Source organism: Streptomyces sp. G45 (genome assembly GCF_049542095.1).
In the GTDB taxonomy this organism is placed as follows: domain Bacteria; phylum Actinomycetota; class Actinomycetes; order Streptomycetales; family Streptomycetaceae; genus Streptomyces.
Genome location: NZ_JBMUZU010000001.1, coordinates 8,978,188 through 8,995,512, shown reverse-complemented (window position 1 = coordinate 8,995,512; position 17,325 = coordinate 8,978,188). Strand labels below are relative to the sequence as shown.

At 72.8% G+C, this 17,325-nt stretch carries 11 protein-coding genes; 7 read left to right on the top strand and 4 right to left on the bottom strand.

Annotation, left to right across the window (positions count from 1 at the left end):
* Nucleotides 1–6: 6 nt before the first annotated feature.
* Nucleotides 7–2,916: a hypothetical protein gene (locus tag ACOBQU_RS38220; RefSeq protein WP_423633955.1), complete on the top strand. Its 2,910-nt coding sequence runs from the start codon at nucleotides 7–9 to the stop codon at nucleotides 2,914–2,916.
* Nucleotides 2,913–3,962 carry a hypothetical protein gene (locus ACOBQU_RS38215; protein ID WP_423633953.1) on the top strand — a complete coding sequence of 350 codons (1,050 nt, stop codon included), beginning with the start codon at nucleotides 2,913–2,915 and terminating at the stop codon, nucleotides 3,960–3,962. Before ACOBQU_RS38220 ends, ACOBQU_RS38215 begins: the two co-directional genes overlap by 4 nt.
* Nucleotides 3,963–4,010: 48 nt before the next feature.
* Here ACOBQU_RS38215 and ACOBQU_RS38210 read toward each other — a convergent pair whose 3' ends face one another.
* From ACOBQU_RS38210 to ACOBQU_RS38200, 3 genes are all read right to left on the bottom strand, one after another.
* On the bottom strand, nucleotides 4,011–4,721 hold the full coding sequence (locus ACOBQU_RS38210; protein ID WP_423633951.1) for a hypothetical protein: 711 nt from the start codon (nucleotides 4,719–4,721) through the stop codon (nucleotides 4,011–4,013).
* Nucleotides 4,722–5,364: 643 nt separating this feature from the next.
* Nucleotides 5,365–5,979 carry a GNAT family N-acetyltransferase gene (locus ACOBQU_RS38205; RefSeq protein ID WP_423633950.1) on the bottom strand — a complete coding sequence of 205 codons (615 nt, stop codon included), beginning with the start codon at nucleotides 5,977–5,979 and terminating at the stop codon, nucleotides 5,365–5,367.
* Between the two features lie 57 nt (nucleotides 5,980–6,036).
* The gene (locus ACOBQU_RS38200) at nucleotides 6,037–7,152 is read right to left on the bottom strand and encodes a terpene synthase family protein (protein ID WP_423633948.1); all 1,116 of its coding nucleotides are present in this window, start codon (nucleotides 7,150–7,152) and stop codon (nucleotides 6,037–6,039) included.
* A gap of 423 nt (nucleotides 7,153–7,575) precedes the next feature.
* On the opposite strand from ACOBQU_RS38200, the gene ACOBQU_RS38195 reads away from it, so the two are divergent.
* The 5 genes from ACOBQU_RS38195 to ACOBQU_RS38175 all read left to right on the top strand — a co-directional run bounded on the left by ACOBQU_RS38195 (nucleotide 7,576) and on the right by ACOBQU_RS38175 (nucleotide 15,721).
* Nucleotides 7,576–9,849 carry a beta-ketoacyl synthase N-terminal-like domain-containing protein gene (locus ACOBQU_RS38195; RefSeq protein WP_423633946.1) on the top strand — a complete coding sequence of 758 codons (2,274 nt, stop codon included), beginning with the start codon at nucleotides 7,576–7,578 and terminating at the stop codon, nucleotides 9,847–9,849.
* Between the two features lie 268 nt (nucleotides 9,850–10,117).
* Nucleotides 10,118–10,789, top strand: coding sequence for a cytochrome P450 (locus ACOBQU_RS38190; protein WP_423633944.1), 672 nt, complete (start codon nucleotides 10,118–10,120; stop codon nucleotides 10,787–10,789).
* Between the two features lie 43 nt (nucleotides 10,790–10,832).
* Entirely contained in the window at nucleotides 10,833–11,858 is a 1,026-nt protein-coding gene (locus ACOBQU_RS38185) for a terpene synthase family protein (RefSeq protein WP_423633942.1), read from the top strand.
* 261 nt (nucleotides 11,859–12,119) lie between these two features.
* Nucleotides 12,120–13,127: a metallophosphoesterase family protein gene (locus tag ACOBQU_RS38180; RefSeq protein WP_423633940.1), complete on the top strand. Its 1,008-nt coding sequence runs from the start codon at nucleotides 12,120–12,122 to the stop codon at nucleotides 13,125–13,127.
* A gap of 245 nt (nucleotides 13,128–13,372) precedes the next feature.
* Nucleotides 13,373–15,721, top strand: coding sequence for an Orn/Lys/Arg decarboxylase N-terminal domain-containing protein (locus tag ACOBQU_RS38175; RefSeq protein WP_423633938.1), 2,349 nt, complete (start codon nucleotides 13,373–13,375; stop codon nucleotides 15,719–15,721).
* Between the two features lie 27 nt (nucleotides 15,722–15,748).
* Here the strand turns inward: ACOBQU_RS38175 and ACOBQU_RS38170 are convergent, their stop codons facing one another.
* On the bottom strand, nucleotides 15,749–17,281 hold the full coding sequence (locus tag ACOBQU_RS38170) for an alpha/beta fold hydrolase (RefSeq protein ID WP_423633936.1): 1,533 nt from the start codon (nucleotides 17,279–17,281) through the stop codon (nucleotides 15,749–15,751).
* Nucleotides 17,282–17,325: the final 44 nt, after the last annotated feature.

The window sequence follows — 17,325 nt, the reverse complement described above, 5'->3', positions numbered from 1 at the left end:
GCCCCCGTGCTGCAACTCGGCTCCGACACGTTCGAGGAGGACGGCGTCCAGGTTCTGCGGGACTCCGCCGACCCCGCCCAGTTCTGGTATCTGCCCTCCAGGGTCTCCCTGGGCACCCGGCCGGACGGTTCGCCCGCGTTCACGTTCATCCGCTATCGGCCCGCCGTGGGCGACGCCGGGATCACCGGCGGCGGGTTCCTGATGTTCCAGTCGGTGGTGACGCTGCCCGCCGCCACCCGGGCGCGGATCCTCGCGCGGGCGGCCGGTCTGATCCGCGGCGCCGAGCCGAAGCTGGCCCCGGCTCCCGTGGACACCGGTACCGTGCGCTGCGTCGCGCTCAACCTCTCCGGACCCGGCGGGACCACCGCCGAGCCCCCGCCCGGCGCCTTCGTCCCCGTCACGACGATCCTCGGGGCGACCAAGCCGTCCCTGGTGGGTGACCAGACGGCGATGTTCTCCCTTGCGCTGTCCGAGCAGGGCGCCACCGTCCTCAAGCAGGCCTTCGAGAAGGGCACCACCCCGGTCGGCGTGATCTACGAGCTCCAGTACTCGGCGCTCACCCCCGACCTGCACGTGGAGATCACCGCCGACTTCGAGCGCGTGTACACGCAGTTCTCCGCCGGTCTCGAGGCGCAGATCTACTGGCTGCGGGCCGGTATCGACGCCGGGTTCGAGAAGCTCGTACAGGACGGCGCCATCAAGATCAACGTGATCGACTACGACAGCGCGCAGGACCGCCAGGAGAAGGAGAAGTGGGCCCTGGACTTCTTCAAGAGCGAGCTGCTCTCGAAGTGGTTCGAGCCGTCGCTGGACCTGGGCAAGCTCAAGGGCGCCGATCCGCCGGAGGGGCTGGGCGCGGTCCTGGAGCGGCTGAAGAAGCTCCGGGGCGGTACGCCCAGCGGCGGGGCGGGCACGGGGACCGGGGGCGGGACCGGCACGGGGACCGGGGGCGGGACCGGCGCGGGCACCGGGACCCCGGCGGGCGGCGGCACGCCCGGCCCCCTGCCCGCCGCCAAGCTGGTCACCACCACGACCAGCCCCACTCCCCTGCCTCCCGGCCACGGACTGACCCACACCCCGGCGGCCACCGGGACCACCGAGACACTGCGTGTGCAGGGCCCGGCGGGCGCGGTGGTGACCGTCGACGGCCAGCCGCGCGGCGCCGACGCCAACGGGAACGTCACCGTGGACGTGCAGCCGGGCACCACGCATCCCGTCACCGTCCGCTGGCCTGCCCCGGCCCCGGTGACCGAGACGTTCAGGCTGCACTTCACCTTCGACCAGCCGCACGAGCAGGGCTTCTCCCCCTCCCCCTCGAACCCCGTCTACTCCTCGTACCTGCTCAACTCGCCGCTCCCGCCCGACCCCGGGTTCAGTCAGAGCGCCGCGCCCGGTCACACCCCTCCGCCGGGCGGAGCGGCCGCCCTGCGCGCCTGGCTCGACCGGCTGTCCGGGGCGAAGGAGGTGACGGTCAGCGCGTACGCCAGCTACGAAGGGAACGACGCGCCGAACGTCGTCGCGCTCAACCAGCGGCTGTCCGAACGCCGTCTGGCCGTCGCCAAGGGCATCATCGCCAACCGGGCGGCGATCACGGCGGCGCAGGCCGCGGGCTTCAGCCGGGCGCGGGCCGAAGGCCGGGTCAAGCCGGAGGAGGAGCGGGTCCAGGACCGGGTCGCCGAGATCACGGGCCTGGTGGCCGCGCCGGGCCAGGCCGTCTCCCTTGAGGCCACGCTCTCCCGCGAGCCCCGCCCGACCACCCCACCGACCGAGCCCACCACGCCCACGAATCCGACGACGCCGCCCACCAACCCGACCACACCCACCGACCCGCAGAGCGGTGCCACTCCGGCGCTGGTGTCGTTCCGGCTGCGGTTCGTCCGCCAGGAGGAGCGCAAGACGCTCAAGCTGGTCTACGACCGGAAGAAGGCCGTGCAGCGCACCTACGCGCCGCAGGGGTTCATCGGCCTGCTGCTCGACCAACTGCCCGACAAGAGCAGCCACGTCATCGACGTTGACCTGGACGACCCGTTCTTCCGCAAGCTGTCCGTCGACGTCGTCTCGCTGGCCGACTTCGAGCGCGTCGGACTGTCCTCCGCGGAGGTGTCCCTCGACTACGGCGATCCCGCCGACGCGGCTCACCACCGGCACGAGGAGTTCCGCCTGACCGCGCACGACCGGGGTCCGAAACGGTTCGAGACGTTCCTCGACGCCTCCTACGAACTCGGCTTCCGGGTCGGCGTGCAGTACCACTTCGACGCGGGCTCGGGCTGGGTCGGCGAGAAGCTGGCCTACGAGCTGCCGCCACGGGCCAGCCTGGACCGGACGCTGACCGTGGACCCGGGCGACGACCTGGGGTTCCTGACGCTGCGGGTGTTCCCGGGCCGGATCGACGCCGGGATCGTGGAGGCCATCGACGTACGACTGGACTACGACGACGGGGCGTCCTTCGCCCGCACCGACACCCTGCGGGTGGTCCCGGGCGGAGAGACGCAGCTGTGGCGGCTGCGGCTGAGCGACCCGGCGAAGCGCGCCTGGACCGCGCGGTTCACCCACCACCTCAGGAACGGCACCTCCCGCACCAGCGCCCCGTTCACCGGCGAGGCCTCGTTCCTGCCCGTGGACGACCCCTTCACCGACGCGCTGGACATCCGGGCCGTGCCGCTCTTCGGGCCGGGCGAGGTCCGGGAGGCCTTCCTCGACGTCGAGTACCACGACCCGGCCCATTCCTACGACCGGACGGAGCGGATCGACATCCCGGGCACCGCGACCACCCCGGTGACCCTGCGCCTGGCGCTGCTCGACCCGGCCCGCCGCACCTTCCGGCACCGGGTCACCGTCGTCACCGCCGACGGCCGCCTCGTCCAGCACGCGCCGGTGGACGGCGAGGAGACCATCATCGGGATCGGCGTGGCATGACCCCGCCCGACGTCGGCGCCCCGGGCATCCGTGCCGCCGTACGGTCGCTGGTCGCCCCGCTGGTGGGCGCCGGGACCAGCACGTCCCGCCCGGCACGGCTGCCGGTGCACCGGCTGCCCCCGGCGCTGGACGAGGCGGTGGCCCGCCTGGAGGCGAGCGCATGGCCGCAGGTGGCCGCTGTCTGGAGCCGCCTCACCCCGTCGGGCTTCCCCGTGGAGGTGACCGTACGGCCCGACCGCACATGGCAGTGGGCCGCCGAGGTGGCGGGCCCTGAACTACCGGAGTCCGCCCGGCTCGACCGGGCGCTGCGCCTGCTCGACAGCGCCGGGTCCCCGCTCCCGCCCGCCACCCGGCAGGCGCTCGTCGCCCACCAGGCCGGGCGGGCCCTGCGGTTCGGCGCCTGGATCGCGGGCCGCGGCGACCGCCTCAAGGCGTACGCGGAACTCACCGCCGAGCGCACGGCTCCCGCTGCGGCCGCCCCCTGGGGCGACGGTCCCTCCCCACGGCCGTCCGGCGCCTCACCGGCCGCGGTCACCGGCCACCCCGGCGGTCCTCTGCCGGGACTGCCGCCCGGCCTGCCGCTGCCGGGGCGGGTCGCGTCCGGGCTGGCACGGCTGCCGTACGGCACGGTCCCCCGGATGCTCGGTGTGGAACCCGCCCGGCAGCGCACCGAGTTGTATCTGCGGCTGCCCGCCACGGGACTCGATGACCTGCTTCCCTTCCTCCATGTGACCGGTCACGCCGAGGCGCTGCGCGGGCTGGAGACGGGCCTGCCCGACGGGGTGCGGCGGCTGGCGGGGCGCCGCCTCGGCCTCAGCGTGGCCTGGACCGCCGAGGGCCCCCTGGAACTGGCGCTGTTCGTGACCGCCCGCACCCTGTTCCCCGGCCACCCGCGGGGGCTGCTGAAGCTGGCCCCGTACCTCACCGGCCTGACGGCCCGCCCGTGCCTCGTCACCCTGCTCCTCGATCCGGCGGGCCGGACGGTGTCGACGCGCGCGAGTGTGTGCCCGTGGCCCGTCGGTGCGCGCTCTCGCGTGGGGGCGTGAGCCCCGGGGGCCCGTCCTCCCGCCAGGCTTCAGGACCGGTGGCCCTGGTCAGGCCGTCGAGCCCCGGCCGGGTCCTGCGGCGAGGGCCCGTGCCGTGCGGCCGGGGATGGACAGCAGATGCCCGTGCCACCGGGCACGACAGCCGGGGCAGAGGTCCACGCCGCCGAACTCCTCGGCGCCCTCGGCCCCGTAGGACGTCCGGCGGCGGCAGTCCGGGCACTTGTCCCGCTCGGGGCGGTTGAGCAGCTCGGCCATCCCGGGGAACAGGACACGGTCCGCCTGCCGCAGGACGGCCGCGTAGCGCTCCTTCTCCACCGGCGCAGGGGTGTCCGCGTCGATGCGGTACCACAGCTTGGTGTTCCTGCGTACCTGCGCGATCAGGTCGGCGGTCTCCGGAGTGCCGACCGTGAGGCCGTCCTCCACGAAGCGGTACCGGCGCATCATCAGATGGATCGGCCCACCCACCACCCGGGCGAAGCTGAGCGCGCACCGACAAGCCGTGGAGCGGGCCCAGTGGGTGTCCAGCGCCCACAGCGCCTCGCGGTAGGCGCGGTAGGCGCGGATCCGCACCTCCCGTCCGGCGTAGGCGTAGGTGTTGTGGATCTCGCCCTCAGCGCGGTGCTTGTGGAAGGCGACGGCGTCGTACAGGGCGTCGCTGATCTCGGCGATCAGGCGGTTCTCGTCCTCGGTGAGCCAGGCGTCGTCGTCGTTGCAGGCGATTGGCGATGGTGGCGGCGATGTAGAACCGGAACATCCCATCGCAATCGCGCAGCCGGAACCAGTCCTGGGGCGCGTGCGCCAGGGCGTCGGCGTAGCGCCGCATGAGTTCGGTGTCACGGCGTCCGGACGCCTTCTCCGTCGAGATGAGCAGGGAGGCCCGGTACTCCCGGCCCATGTCCTCGCGTACGGCGCTGTCGCCGAAGACGACGTCGAGGAGGCCGTCGACGTCGTAGCCGAGGACGGGCCCGTCGCCGAGCACGTCCACCAGTTCCCCGAACACCTCGGCCACGACCGCGATGCCGCACAGCCGGGCCAGGGCGATGTAGCGGTCCCAGTTGGTGAACTGCGGGACGATGCAACGGTTGTACTCCCACGCCTGCCCGAGCGTCTCGGCCCGCCGGTCGGGAGGGAGGGGCGAGGCAAGCAGGTCGCCTTCGAGAGCGGCGGGGTAGAACCACGTGTCTCTTGGCATGAGGGCTCCGGGATGGCCGCTGGTCCGCTGGAACGCTCCGGCCCGTCCGGGCTGTCGGGCCGCCCGGGCTGTCTGCGCCGTCCGGGCGTCCGCAGGCCCTTCGCGGTCCTGTCGGCGGGCTGGAGCGTTGGTCCAGCGGGTGCCCTGGAAGGTCGCGTGACTATCCTTCGATCAGGCATGTGGTCGGGAGCCCGTCTGCCGGGAGCGTGGTCATCGCACAGGACTGTCCACCTCGCGGCCAGAGCGGCCAGCTTGGCCGGGGCTGCCTGCTTCCCACTGCTCCTTGGTGATCTCGTACCGCACGCCGCCGTGCTCGGAGCCCTCGATCGCCTCCATGTCGGCGGGGAGGGGCACGGTGTCCGTGAGTGTCATCCGGAGCTTCTCCATGATGGTGCGCGAACCGTGGTTCACGGACATCGTCTGGGCCCAGACCAGGCGCACCCCCAGCTCAGTGAACGCCTTCGCCAGCAGGGCTCGCGAACCCTCGGTCGCATAGCCCCTGCCCCATGCGGCCTGTCGCAGTCGGTAGCCCAGCTCGACTTCGTCCAGCGGGCCCTCCGGCTCTGGGCGGCAGTGGAACCAGCCGATGAACGCACCGCCGTCCTTCTCGTGCGCGGCGAAGAGCCCCAGTACGCCGTCCCACCGCTCGTAGCCAGCGAGGATGCGCGGCAGCTGCTGCTCCCGGACGACCTGCGGCGCGGTCGGCCGACCGCCGGTGAGGTAGCGCATCACCGCCGGGTCGCTGTCCAGCTCGATCAGCAGGTCGGCGTCATCGGCGGTGAAGCGCCGCAGGACCAGGCGCTCGGTCTCCAGATAGGCATCCACTCGTAGATCATGACGGGAGCGAACCGCACAGCCCAACGGATTTCCTCGCCGCTCAGATCAGCGGTCAGCGGTCAGCAGTAGTCGCAGGGCTCCAGGGGGCCAGGGGCCCGCCCCCGCCAGTTCCGTGTGGTCCGGATGCATGGTCCAGGTGCTCCCCGTCGCGGGTGAGCAGCGGAAGCCGGGGCCGTGGTAGCGGATGGTGGTGAACTGCCAGTGGGTGGCGCCGGAGATGAGGTGTCCCAGCGCGTCGAGATAGGCGCGCACGTCGGGGGCGCCGTCGCAGGGGCCGGTCAGAACGGCGTTCCGCAGGGCGACGAAGTCGCGTTCGGCCTGGGCGGCATGCCCGGCGACCAGGTCGAAGGCCTCCTGCAACGACGCGCCGGTCGACAGCATCAGGCAGATGAGGTTGCCGTGGTCCTCGGCGAAGTGCTCCGCGCGGAACGAGCACAGCTCGTTGACATAGAGCGTCTGGAGTCCGGCGAGGCGGGCGGTCTGCCGCAGCAGCGGCTGCCGGGCCAGGGCGAGGGTCAGGTCGACCCCGGTGACGTACTCGGTCCAGGGCAGGTAGCAGGTGGATCCCACGGCACGGAGGCGGATCTCCCGTGCCGTGTCCCAGTCGAGTGGGGCGTCGGCGTCGGGGCGGGTGCGGGCGACCTGGTCATCGAAGCCCGCGAGCATGGTGGCCATGCCGTCCAGCGTCCGCGTGCGCAGACCGGGTGGCATGCCGTCGGTCAGGTCGCGTACGAGGCCGAGGAGGAACCGGTCCGTCGAGGTGGCGGGTTCCGCCTGGCCGCGCAGTTGCCCGGCCAGCTTCCGGCAGTGCTCGGCTGCCGTCCGGGCTCCCGCCGTGCCCGTCATGCAGGCGTCGTCGAAGAGGAAGTACACCTGGTCGAGTTTCCACAGCCGCAGCAGCCGCTCGCCGCTGGCGGTGGGATAGCACGGTATGAGCCAACTCGGCGACCGGCGCCGCAGGGCGGCCTCGATGTCGGCGTCGAAGACACGGCCGAGGCTGCGCCGCGCCCAGGCCCGCGTCTCCTCCTCGATCTGGAGTGCCGCGGGATGGTGCGCGAGCGGGAGCAGGCAGGGCAGCGGCCTGACCTCAACGTCCGCCCCGGCGAGGCCCGTTCGGCAACGCGAAGGGGCGGACCGGGAATCGGTGTGCGCGGAACTCATGGGCGGCTCCCCTTCGCTGAGGCGCCAGACGGCCCCGCCCTCGATGATGCCAAGCCCCGGCGGGCTACGGGGTACCGGCGGGGCCGCGGGCGACGAAAGCGGGGGGCGCGGCTCGGAGACGTGGGGCATGCCCTTGTCATGTTCACTGCCTCGCGGCGCTCCACGCGCCCCCGCTCCAGGGGAGTGGCGGCCCCGGCAGGGGGACTGGGAGGTGAAGGGTGCTTCAGCCGCCTCGACGCCGCTGTACACGTGGCACTCCCCGGCACGGACTCGCACGCGCCTGCCGAGGCGGGCGAAGCGGGGCGCCCGCACGCGGCGGAGTTCTCGTTCAGGACCGTCGGGCCAGTCGGTGCCGTCAGGGTCGTGTGCTGGGCCGTGCCCTTCGCTGGTTCGGTGCACTTGTGAGCTTGGGAGGCGGCTTCGATGCGGTCTGTGTCGTCGGGTGCGGTGGCGTTGGTGGGGGTGGGTCTGCGGCTGCCCGGGGGGATCTCGTCACTGGACGGTCTGTGGGCCGCGCTGATCGAGGGCCGGGACCTGGTGTCGGACACGCCGCCGGACCGGTTCGACCGGGGCGCGTTCGGTGATCCGGGCGGGCGAGCGGGCAGGACGTACACGACGGCGGGCGCCTTCCTTGAGGACGTCGCGTCCTTCGACGCGGCGTTCTTCGGGATGTCACCGAAGGAAACGTCGAGGGTGGACCCGCAGCACCGGCTGGTGCTGGAGTGCGCGGTCGAGGCCCTGGGGGACGCGGCGATCGCCCCCGAGGCGCTGGCGGGCTCCGACGCGGGCGTGTTCGTCGGGATCTCCACGCACGACTACGGCGATCTCCAGATGCGGCGGCCGAAGGAGTACAACGCCTACACCATGGCGGGCGCGGCCCTGTGCAACGTCGCCAACCGGATCTCGTACTTCCTCGACCTCCACGGGCCGTCCCTCGCGATCGACACCGCGTGCTCGTCGACGCTGACGGCGGTGCACGAGGCGTGTGAGGCGGTGCGCTCGGGACGCAGCGCGGTGGCGCTGGCCGGTGGGGTGAACGTCATCCTCAGCCCGTACGGCTACCTGGGCGGGTCGGCGGCGTCGATGCTGTCGCCGACCGGGCGGTGCCACCCGTTCTCGGCGCTCGCGGACGGGTTCGTGCGCGCGGAGGGCGCGGGCGTGTTCGTACTGAAGCCGCTCGCGGCGGCGCTCGCGGACGGCGACCGCGTCCACGCGGTGATCGCGGGCTCGGCGGCGAACTCCGACGGGCGGACGGCGGGCCTGTCGATGCCCTCTCCGCGGGCGCAACGGCAGCTGCTGGAGCGGGTGTACGCGGCATCAGGAGTGAACCCTCGTGACGTGTCGTACGTGGAGGCGCACGGGACGGGGACGCGGGCGGGGGATCCCGTGGAGTGCGCGGCGCTGGGCGCGGTCCTGGGCCGGGGGCGGTCCCTGCCGTTGCCGGTGGGGTCGGTGAAGTCGAACGTCGGGCACCTGGAGGCGGGGGCCGGGGTCGCGGGCCTGGCGAAAGCGCTGCTGGTGCTGCGCGAGGGCACGGTGCCGAGGACGCTGCACAGTCAGCCGCTGAGCGAGGAGATCGACTTCGCGGGTCTGGGGCTCGCGCCGGTCGTGGAGCCGGTGAGGCTGGAGGGCCCTCGGGTGGTGGGGGTGAACTCGTTCGGGTTCGGTGGGGCGAACGCCCACGTCGTGGTCACCGCGCCGGAGCCCGTGGAGGCCGCAGACACCGGGGCCGGGGCCGACGGGTCGGCCGCGGTGCCGGTGGTGGTGTGGGGGCGCGGCGAGGCGGCGGTGGCGCGGGCCGCCGACGAGTTGGCGGACTTCCTGTCCGGGCCTGAGGCGCCGCGGTGGGCGGATGTGGCGTACAGCTCGGTGCGGCGGGCCGGTCGGGGGCACCGGTGTGTGGTGTTCGCCGACGGCCCGGGGGTGGCCGCCGCGCGGCTGCGGGCGCTCGCCGCGGGCCTGGAGACGGCCGCGACGGGCGCGACGGCCTCGGCGACCGCAGCGGCCTCAGCGGCCGGAAAGACAGTGCCCACCGGCCGGACCGGCTTCGTGTTCTCGGGCAACGGATCGGTGTGGGAGGGCATGGGCACCGCCCTCGCTCGATGTGCCCCGCTTCCGCATCACCGTTCCCCGGCCCCACTTGGTCGGCTGACAGCACAACACCTGGTTTGGGAGGGCGACTTGGTGGACGCGAGCGTGAGGGCCAGGCCGAGGTGCGCCACCGCGACAGGGGTGGCGCCGTGCGTAAGAGTGCATAACAGGAAGGAAACAGGTATGGGTGGAACCGCGTCAGTTCCTCTGGCCCCAGGGGCCGTGCCGCTGCTCGGGCATGTGCCCGCTCTGCTCCGCGATCCCCTGCGCTTCGTGGCCTCCCTGCCCGCGTGCGGCGACCTGGTGCGGCTCCAGCTCGGTACGCGGCCGTTGGTGATGGTGTGCGATCCCGGTCTGACACGGCGGATGCTCCTCGACGACCGCGTCTTCGACAAGGGCGGGCCGCTGTACGAGCGACTTCGTGACGTGCTCGGGAACGGGCTCGGCACCTGCCCCACCGCCTGCACCGGCGGCAGCGGCGCCTGTGCCAGCCCGCCTTCCGCCCGGAGCGGTTGTCCGCCTACGCGGCTGCGATGGCGGCGCACGCCCAGGCCACGGTGGAGTCCTGGCGCGACGGCCATGTCATCGACGTACCAAGGGAGATGATGGCGCTGACGGCCCGGAGCGCGGTGGACACGATGTTCACCTCCGCGCTGCCGCCCAAGAGCGTGGCGAGGGTGGTGGATGACCTCACCACCGTGCTCGACGGAGTCATCCGGCACGTCATCAGCCCACCGCTGCTTCTGCGGGCACCCACCTCGGCCAATCGGCGCCACCGCCAGGCGCGCACGCGCGCCTTCGGGCCACGGTCGGCGCGCTGGTCGCCGCCCGCAGGGCCGACGGACGCGACCACGGCGACCTGCTCTCGGCCCTCGTGGCCGCCACCGACTGCGACGGCGCCTCCGATACGGGGCTGAGTGATGAGGAACTGGTCGATCAGGTCCTCACGTTCTTCGTCGCCGGTACCGAACCGACGGCGAGCACCGTGGCCTTCGCCGCGCGGTTGCTCTCCGGACACGGTGAGACGGAGCGGGCCCTCCACGAGGAGGCGGACCGGGTGCTGGCCGGGGACGCGGTCGCCGCCGAGCACCTGCCGCGGCTGGACGTGGCCCGCCGTGTGGTCGCCGAGACCCTGCGGCTGTATCCGCCGGGGTGGCTGTTCACGCGGGCCGTGGTGGGCGATGCCGACCTGGGCGGCGTCCGGCTCCCGGCCGGGACCACGCTCGCCTACAGCCCGTACCTCATCCACCGGCGCCCCGACCTGTACGACGAACCCGACCGCTTCGATCCCCAACGGTGGCGGGGCGCCCCACCTGAGCGCGACGCCTACCTGCCGTTCGGCTCCGGCGCACGCAAGTGCGTCGGGGAGCGCTTCGCCCTCACCGAGGCCGTGCTGGTCCTCGCCGCCATCGCCGCCCGGTGGCGGCTCGTCCCCCTTCCCGGACGGCCACCCGCCCGCACCACCACGTTGACGACCACGCTGAGCCCCACGGGACTGCGGATGCGCCTGGTCGCCCGCCACCCCGCCCGCCGAGCGATCTCGTGACAGCGCCACACCAGGACGTACAGAAGAGAACGGAGGGACCCTCGTGCCGCAGGATCTGATGGTCGCGCTGCCCTGGCCGCTGCGGAGCAACCCGCGTGTCCCCCGCGCGCGGGAACGCTCCTTGCTGTGGCTTGAGGAGTACGGGCTCTTGGACGCGCGGGGCTTCACCGCCGACGAGTTCACCGACTGGCGCCTGGCCGAGCTGGCTGGCTTCTTCTTCCCCGAGGCCGATGAGGAGGGGCTCCAGCTGGCCTCGGACCTGATGGGCTGGTACTTCGCCCCGTTCGACGACCAGTTCGACGGTCCACTCGGCCACGACCCGCGCAGGGCGGCGACGATCTGCGACGGGCTGCTCGCCGCCCTGGCCCGCCCGGCCCCTGCGCGTCCGGCCTCGTGGTCACCAGGCGCACGGGCGCTCGCGGACCTCTGGCGCCGCAGCCGCCTCGGCACGAGCCCGGCGTGGCAGGCGCGGGCGCTGCTGAGCTGGAAGGGATACCTGGCCGCCCAGGTGGCCGAGTCGGTCGACCGGCACCACGGCCGGACCCCGGACGCGCGCGACTGCCTGCGGCGACGCCAGGCGACCTCCGCCCACGTGGTCATCGACCTGATCGAGCGCACGGGCGGCTTCGAGGTGCCGGACCTGGCCTGGCACCACCCGGTCCTGACGGAGCTGCGGCAGCTGACCTCCGAGCTGATCGGGCTGACCAACGACCTGTGCTCCCTGGAGAAGGAGGAAGCCTGCGGCGACCGGGCCAACAACGTCGTCCTCGTCCTGGAGGACGAGCGGAGCCTCAGCCGGGCCGAGGCGATCGCGGAGGTGACCCGGCTCGCCCAGCGGCGCGTCACGCGCTTCCTCGACGTGCAGGACCGGGCCGCTGACCTCCACTGCGTCCTCTCCCCCTCCGGGCGCACGGCGGTGGAGCGGTTCCTGCGGGGCCTCCAGACGCTGGTGCGTGGCGACAGCGAATGGGAACGCTCCTCCGGGCGGTACGCGCCACACCATGTGGCCGCCGCCGCTCAGCGGGCGGCGGACCTGCCGACGTCACGGTGGCGACCGCTCGACGGCTGAGCCCCCCCCGCCGCAGCAGCAGAGCCGTCCGCGACTGAGCCGTCCCGCAGCAGAGCCGTCCGCGCGCGTTCCCCCGTGTGCACCGGCGAACTCACCCCAGCCATCGGCTGGTTTCGCACCGTCGGTGGCCGATATGGCTCGCCAGATGTTCATGCCCGATACATGTACGTGCCCACCACATGTGACAGGAAGGGCACCGGTAGCCGTGAGGTTCACCGACGACACACCCCGCACATCCGCACCTTCACCGTGGAGCCACACATGGACCGCAGAACCCTCCTCGCCGCGAGCGGCGGCGCCCTGGCCAGTACCGCCGTCGCGACGCAGGCCCACGCCGCCCCCAGCGACCGGTGGCACGGCCGGGACGTCGTACGGTTCAACGTCATCAGCGACATCCAGGGCGACCTGCGGGACTTCGGCCGGGCCCTGGACGACATGGCGGCCGTCAACCCGCGCAGCGCGGGCCTCGCCGTGGCGGGAGACATCACGCCGCGCGGCTACGACTTCGAGTACGCGCAGGTCAGCACCGAACTCCGGCGGCACTCCCACCCGCGCGACGTGGCCTGGGCGATCGGCAACCACGAGTTCTACGTACCGAAGTGGCGCGACCCCGACACGCTGGCGCAGGACACCTGGCCCAACGGCACCACCGAGGACTCGCTCTTCCGCAGCTTCTACCGGTTCGCCGGGCGCAACGCCGTGCACGCGGAGACGTCCTTCGGCGGCGTCCCGGTGCTCTGCCTGGGCACCGAGCGGTACATGCACTTCCACGACCCGAAGCTGTGGGACGAGGTGTGGCTGAGCGACGCGCAGTTCGCGTGGCTGGAGGACCGGCTGTGGCACTGGTCGCGCCGCGGCAAGCCCGTCATGGTCATCACCCACCACCCCCTGCCGAACACCGTCTCCGGCACCCGCAACAAGCTGTACTCCAGCGACTACCTCCAGGCTGACCGCCTCCTTAGCCTGCTCGGCCGCCACCCCGACGTGTTCCTCTTCTCCGGGCACACCCACTGGGACCTCGACCTGTCCGACTGGATCGTCCGCCGGGTCGTGCCCGGCACCGCCAACCTCAACGGGTTCACCGTGGTGAACACCGGAGCCATCCAGACCGGGTTCCGCGACGACGGCAAGGGCGGCGAGACCACCGTCGAAGGCACCTTCAACCAGGGCCTCCAGGTCGAGGTGCACCGCGACTCCGTCGTCATCAAGGCCCGCGACTTCGCCCGCCGCACCTGGCTGAAGCAGATCACGGTGCCGCTGAGCCGCTGAGGCCCGGGGCCCGGGGGTGCGGGTGTGGGCCCCGTCGCCGTGCGGCGGAGCGAATGAACGAGGGCGGCCTGAAGGCGGACCCCGCACGGCGACGCTCCGGTGATTCACCCGCAAGGAGTACTGCCCACAGCGCGGCGCCAGGGAGAAATGGCATATGACCCAGCCCTGGTGCTGGCGGTGCCTGCTCCCACACGCCCGCTGCTCCGCGCCGACACGGGCACGCTCCACGAGGCGGAGGAGCCACCATGACGAACGGCACCGTGCTGCTGGCGCTGCGCGACAACCCCCTGGCCAGCGGCGTGAGCGCCGAGCAGATGCGCCGGATCGGCAAGGAGCTGGAGGGCCGCGGTCTGGAGCTGCGCTGGGCCGGTGACAGCCGGGACGCCACGGCGACGCTCCAGATCGAGGCCGGTCTCGCCGCGGCGGTCGTGGCGTGGGGCCTGCCGCGTCCGCCCGGACGCGGCGGCGGCGCCCGCGAGCCGGTGGACGGCGTGGACCTGCCCACCGGCGGGGCCGAGGTGCTGGACCGCATCCGGCGCCGCTTCAAGGACCTGCCGGTGTTCCTGCTCATGGCGGACGGCTCCGACCACGACCTGGAGCACCTGCCGCTGTGGGTCGCCGAGGCCGTCGTCGGGTACATCTGGCCGCTGGAGGACACCGCCGCGTTCATCGCCGGACGGGTGGCGACCGCTGCCGCCGCCTACCGGTGCGACGTCCTGCCGCCGTTCTTCAGCGCCCTCACGCGGTTCGACGACGCCCACGAGTACTCCTGGCACACCCCCGCGCACTCCGGCGGCGTCGCCTTCCTGAAGTCGGCCGCCGGACGCGCCTTCTTCGACTACTACGGGGAGCGGCTGTTCCGCACCGACCTGTCCATCTCCGTCGGGGAGCTGGGGTCGCTGTACGAGCACTCCGGCCCGATCGGCGAGGCCGAGCGCAACGCGGCCCGGGTGTTCGGCGCGGAGCGCACCTACTTCGTGCTGCACGGCGACTCCACGTGCAACCGCATGGTCGGCCACTACAGCGTCACCACCGACGAGATCGCCCTCGTCGACCGCAACTGCCACAAGTCCGTCCTGCACGGCCTGGTCCTGTCCGGGGCCCGTCCGGTCTACCTCGTGCCGACCCGCAACGGGTACGGGCTCGCCGGACCCCTGCCCCCGGCCACCATCGACGCGGCGGCCGTCGCGGCCCGGATCGCCGCCAACCTGCTGGCCGACGCCGCCGCCTCACCGCAGCCGCAGTACGCCGTCATCACCAACTCCACCTATGACGGCCTGTGCTACGACACCCTCGCCGCGGCGCGGGCCCTCGCCCCGAGTACGCCGCGCCTGCACTTCGACGAGGCGTGGATCGCCTACGCCCGGTTCCACCCGCTGTACCGGGGCCGGTACGGCATGGCCGTGGGCCCGGACACCTTCCCGGAGCCGGACCGGCCGACGGTGTTCGCCACCCACTCCACGCACAAGCTGCTCGCCGCCCTCTCGCAGTGCGCCATGGTGCACGTGCGCCCCGCGTCCCGGGCGCCCGTGGAACACGACCGCTTCAACGAGGCGTTCATGATGCACGGCACCACCTCGGCGTTCTACCCCGGAATCGCCTCCCTCGACGTGGCGACCGCCATGATGGACGGCCCCCAGGGGCGCTGGCTGATCGACGAGGCCATCACCGAGGCCGTCCGGTTCCGGCAGGCCGTCGTCCGCACGGGCCGCCGGATCGCCACCGCCGGAGACCGGCCCGGATGGTTCTTCGGCGTCTGGCAGCCCGAGACGGTCACCGACCCGGCCACCGGAAAGGCCATGGCCTTTGCCGACGCGCCGCTCTCCCTGCTCGCCTCCGAGCCGTCGTGCTGGCAGCTCGAACCAGGCGCCGCCTGGCACGGCTTCGACGGCCTGACCGACGGCTACAGCCTCCTCGACCCGATCAAGGTCACCCTCACCTGCCCCGGCGTCACCGCCACCGGCGGGGCACAGCCGTGGGGAATCCCGGCGCGGATCCTGACCGAGTACCTGGCCGGACGCGGCATCGTCGTGGAGAAGACCGACAGCTACAGCACGCTCGTCCTGTTCTCCATGGGCATCACCAAGGGCAAGTGGGGCACCCTCATGGACGGCCTGATCGACTTCAAGGCCCTCTACGACGAGGACGCGCCCCTGCACCGGGTGCTGCCCGCCCTCACCCAGCGCCACCCCCGCACGTACGGGGACATGGGCCTGCGTGAGCTGTGCGCGCGGATGCACCAGCACCTCACGGATGGCGCGTTCGTCCAGTCCCTCGACGAGGCCTTCCGGCACCCGCCGACCCCGGTCCACCCGCCCCGGCACTGCTACCAGCGGCTCGTCCGCGAGGGCACCGAACGCGTCCGTCTCGCGGACGCCGACGGCCGGATCGCCGCCGCCATGGTCACCGTCACCCCGCCCGGCATCCCCGTCCTCATGCCCGGCGAGTCCCTCGGAGCGCCCGAAGGCCCCCTGCTGCGGTACCTCACCTCGCTCGAAGCCTTCGACCGCGCCTTCCCCGGCTTCGGCAGCGAGGCCCACGGCGTCACCGTGGACCCCGACACCGGCGACTACCTCATCGAGTGCCTCCGTTGACGTACGGGGATCTGGCGTACGGGGATGTCAGTCGGCCGCGCTGCGGCAGGTGCCCTCGGCCTTGCGCCCCGTGCGGAAGAACGTGACGGCCTTCTCGGCGCAGGGCGATGAGGGCAACGAGGCGTGTCCGTCGTCCAGCACGGTGAGCAGAGCACCCCCGGTGGCAACCTTGGCCTGTTCAGCCCATGCGTACGGGGTGACCCCTTCATAGAGGTGGCCCGACAGCTGGAGCGCGCTGTCGCCCCGCGAGGGTGTGACGGCTGGCGAGTCGAGCGGCCAGTCGGCACACCAGACGCTGAACTGTGTGCCACCGGTCAGGGGGTCGGCCCGACGGCGGGCCTCACGGGCCGCCCACAGCGCCTCGAAGTCGCGGCTCGACGCGTCGGCGTTGCAGAACACGGCGTTGTACTGGAGGTAGTTGGGGCCGCTGCGGGGGCCGCCCAGCCCGAACACGGGACGTCTCCGAGCTGTTGGCGCCTCGGCGGTGGGTTCGGTCGGCGGGGCGCCGCCCTTGAGGACCGCGACCAGGCTCCTGGCCGCGTCGCTCCATTCGTCCCGGGGGCGGGCCACCTGTCCGGCCACCCAGTTTCCGTCCAAGCGGGTGTCACCGCTGACGCGCGGCTCCTTGTCCAGGTCGTTGCGCAACGTGCCGAGACGCCGCCGGACACCGGTCTCGTCGGCGCCCAGACGGTACGTGGCGTCGTGCCGCGCCAGCCAGGCCACGAACGACGCGACGGCCTCTTCGCCGACCGCCTCCGTGGCGCCGTCCATGGTGGGCCAGTGGCGGGTCGGCGGCATCACCGAGTCCAGCCACATGCGTTCCGTGCGGGCGTCGAACAGGGAGCGGTAGGCCATCCCGACGGCGGTGCCGAAGGAGGCCCCGTAGAAGTTCACCTTCCTCGATCCGAGGGCGGACCGGAGCCGGTCGATGTCGCGGGCGACGTTCTCCGGGGTGAGCTGCCGCACGAAGTCCGGGTCGGCGGCCGCGCAGCGGGTGTTGAACTCCGCCTGGGATGCGAAGGCGGCCTTCAGGACGTCCTTCTCCGGCGTGGTCGGCGCTGGTTCGGGCAGCTGCGGGGAGTCGCAGGAGACGTGGTCGCTGTATCCGGTGCCGCGCAGATCCAGCCCGACGAAGTCGTGTCGGGTGTTGAGCGAGCCGAGTCCGCGTCGCGTCGCCGACGCCGGGTCGCTGATGTTGGAGAACGACGGTCCGCCGAGAACGAACGCGAGGGGCGTGGCACGTGCCGTGGGGTCAGAGGCCCGGACGCGGCTCACCGCGAGTGTGATCTTCCGTCCCTCGGGCTTGCCGTAGTCCAGCGGCACCGTCAGCTCGGCGCACTCGGTGCGGGTGTCGTCCTTGATCGGCCACTCCTTCGCGGCGCTCGCGCAGAGGTGCCAGTCGAGCTTCGCTCCGGCGGGCTGTCGGTCTGCCCGCGCGGCGGACAGGCCCGTACTCGCCTGGAGTCCGGCCATGACCACGGCGGAGACGGCCATGGCGCGGCGACGCGGGAGTCTCCTCCGGCCCGGTCGCTCGCTGCGGTCACGGGTGATCGTTGACATGGGAAGGCGCCTCCGTGCGGGGAAGGTCGGGCATTCACGGCGGG

Excerpts from the sequence above, each read along its gene's own strand:
- ACOBQU_RS38215 (WP_423633953.1), top strand. The coding sequence starts at position 2,913 with ATGACCCCGCCCGACGTCGGCGCCCCGGGCATCCGTGCCGCCGTACGG.
- ACOBQU_RS38210 (WP_423633951.1), bottom strand. The coding sequence starts at position 4,721 with ATGGGATGTTCCGGTTCTACATCGCCGCCACCATCGCCAATCGCCTGC.
- ACOBQU_RS38200 (WP_423633948.1), bottom strand. The coding sequence starts at position 7,152 with ATGAGTTCCGCGCACACCGATTCCCGGTCCGCCCCTTCGCGTTGCCGA.
- ACOBQU_RS38195 (WP_423633946.1), top strand. The coding sequence starts at position 7,576 with ATGCGGTCTGTGTCGTCGGGTGCGGTGGCGTTGGTGGGGGTGGGTCTG.
- ACOBQU_RS38180 (WP_423633940.1), top strand. The coding sequence starts at position 12,120 with ATGGACCGCAGAACCCTCCTCGCCGCGAGCGGCGGCGCCCTGGCCAGT.
- ACOBQU_RS38175 (WP_423633938.1), top strand. The coding sequence starts at position 13,373 with ATGACGAACGGCACCGTGCTGCTGGCGCTGCGCGACAACCCCCTGGCC.
- ACOBQU_RS38170 (WP_423633936.1), bottom strand. The coding sequence starts at position 17,281 with ATGTCAACGATCACCCGTGACCGCAGCGAGCGACCGGGCCGGAGGAGA.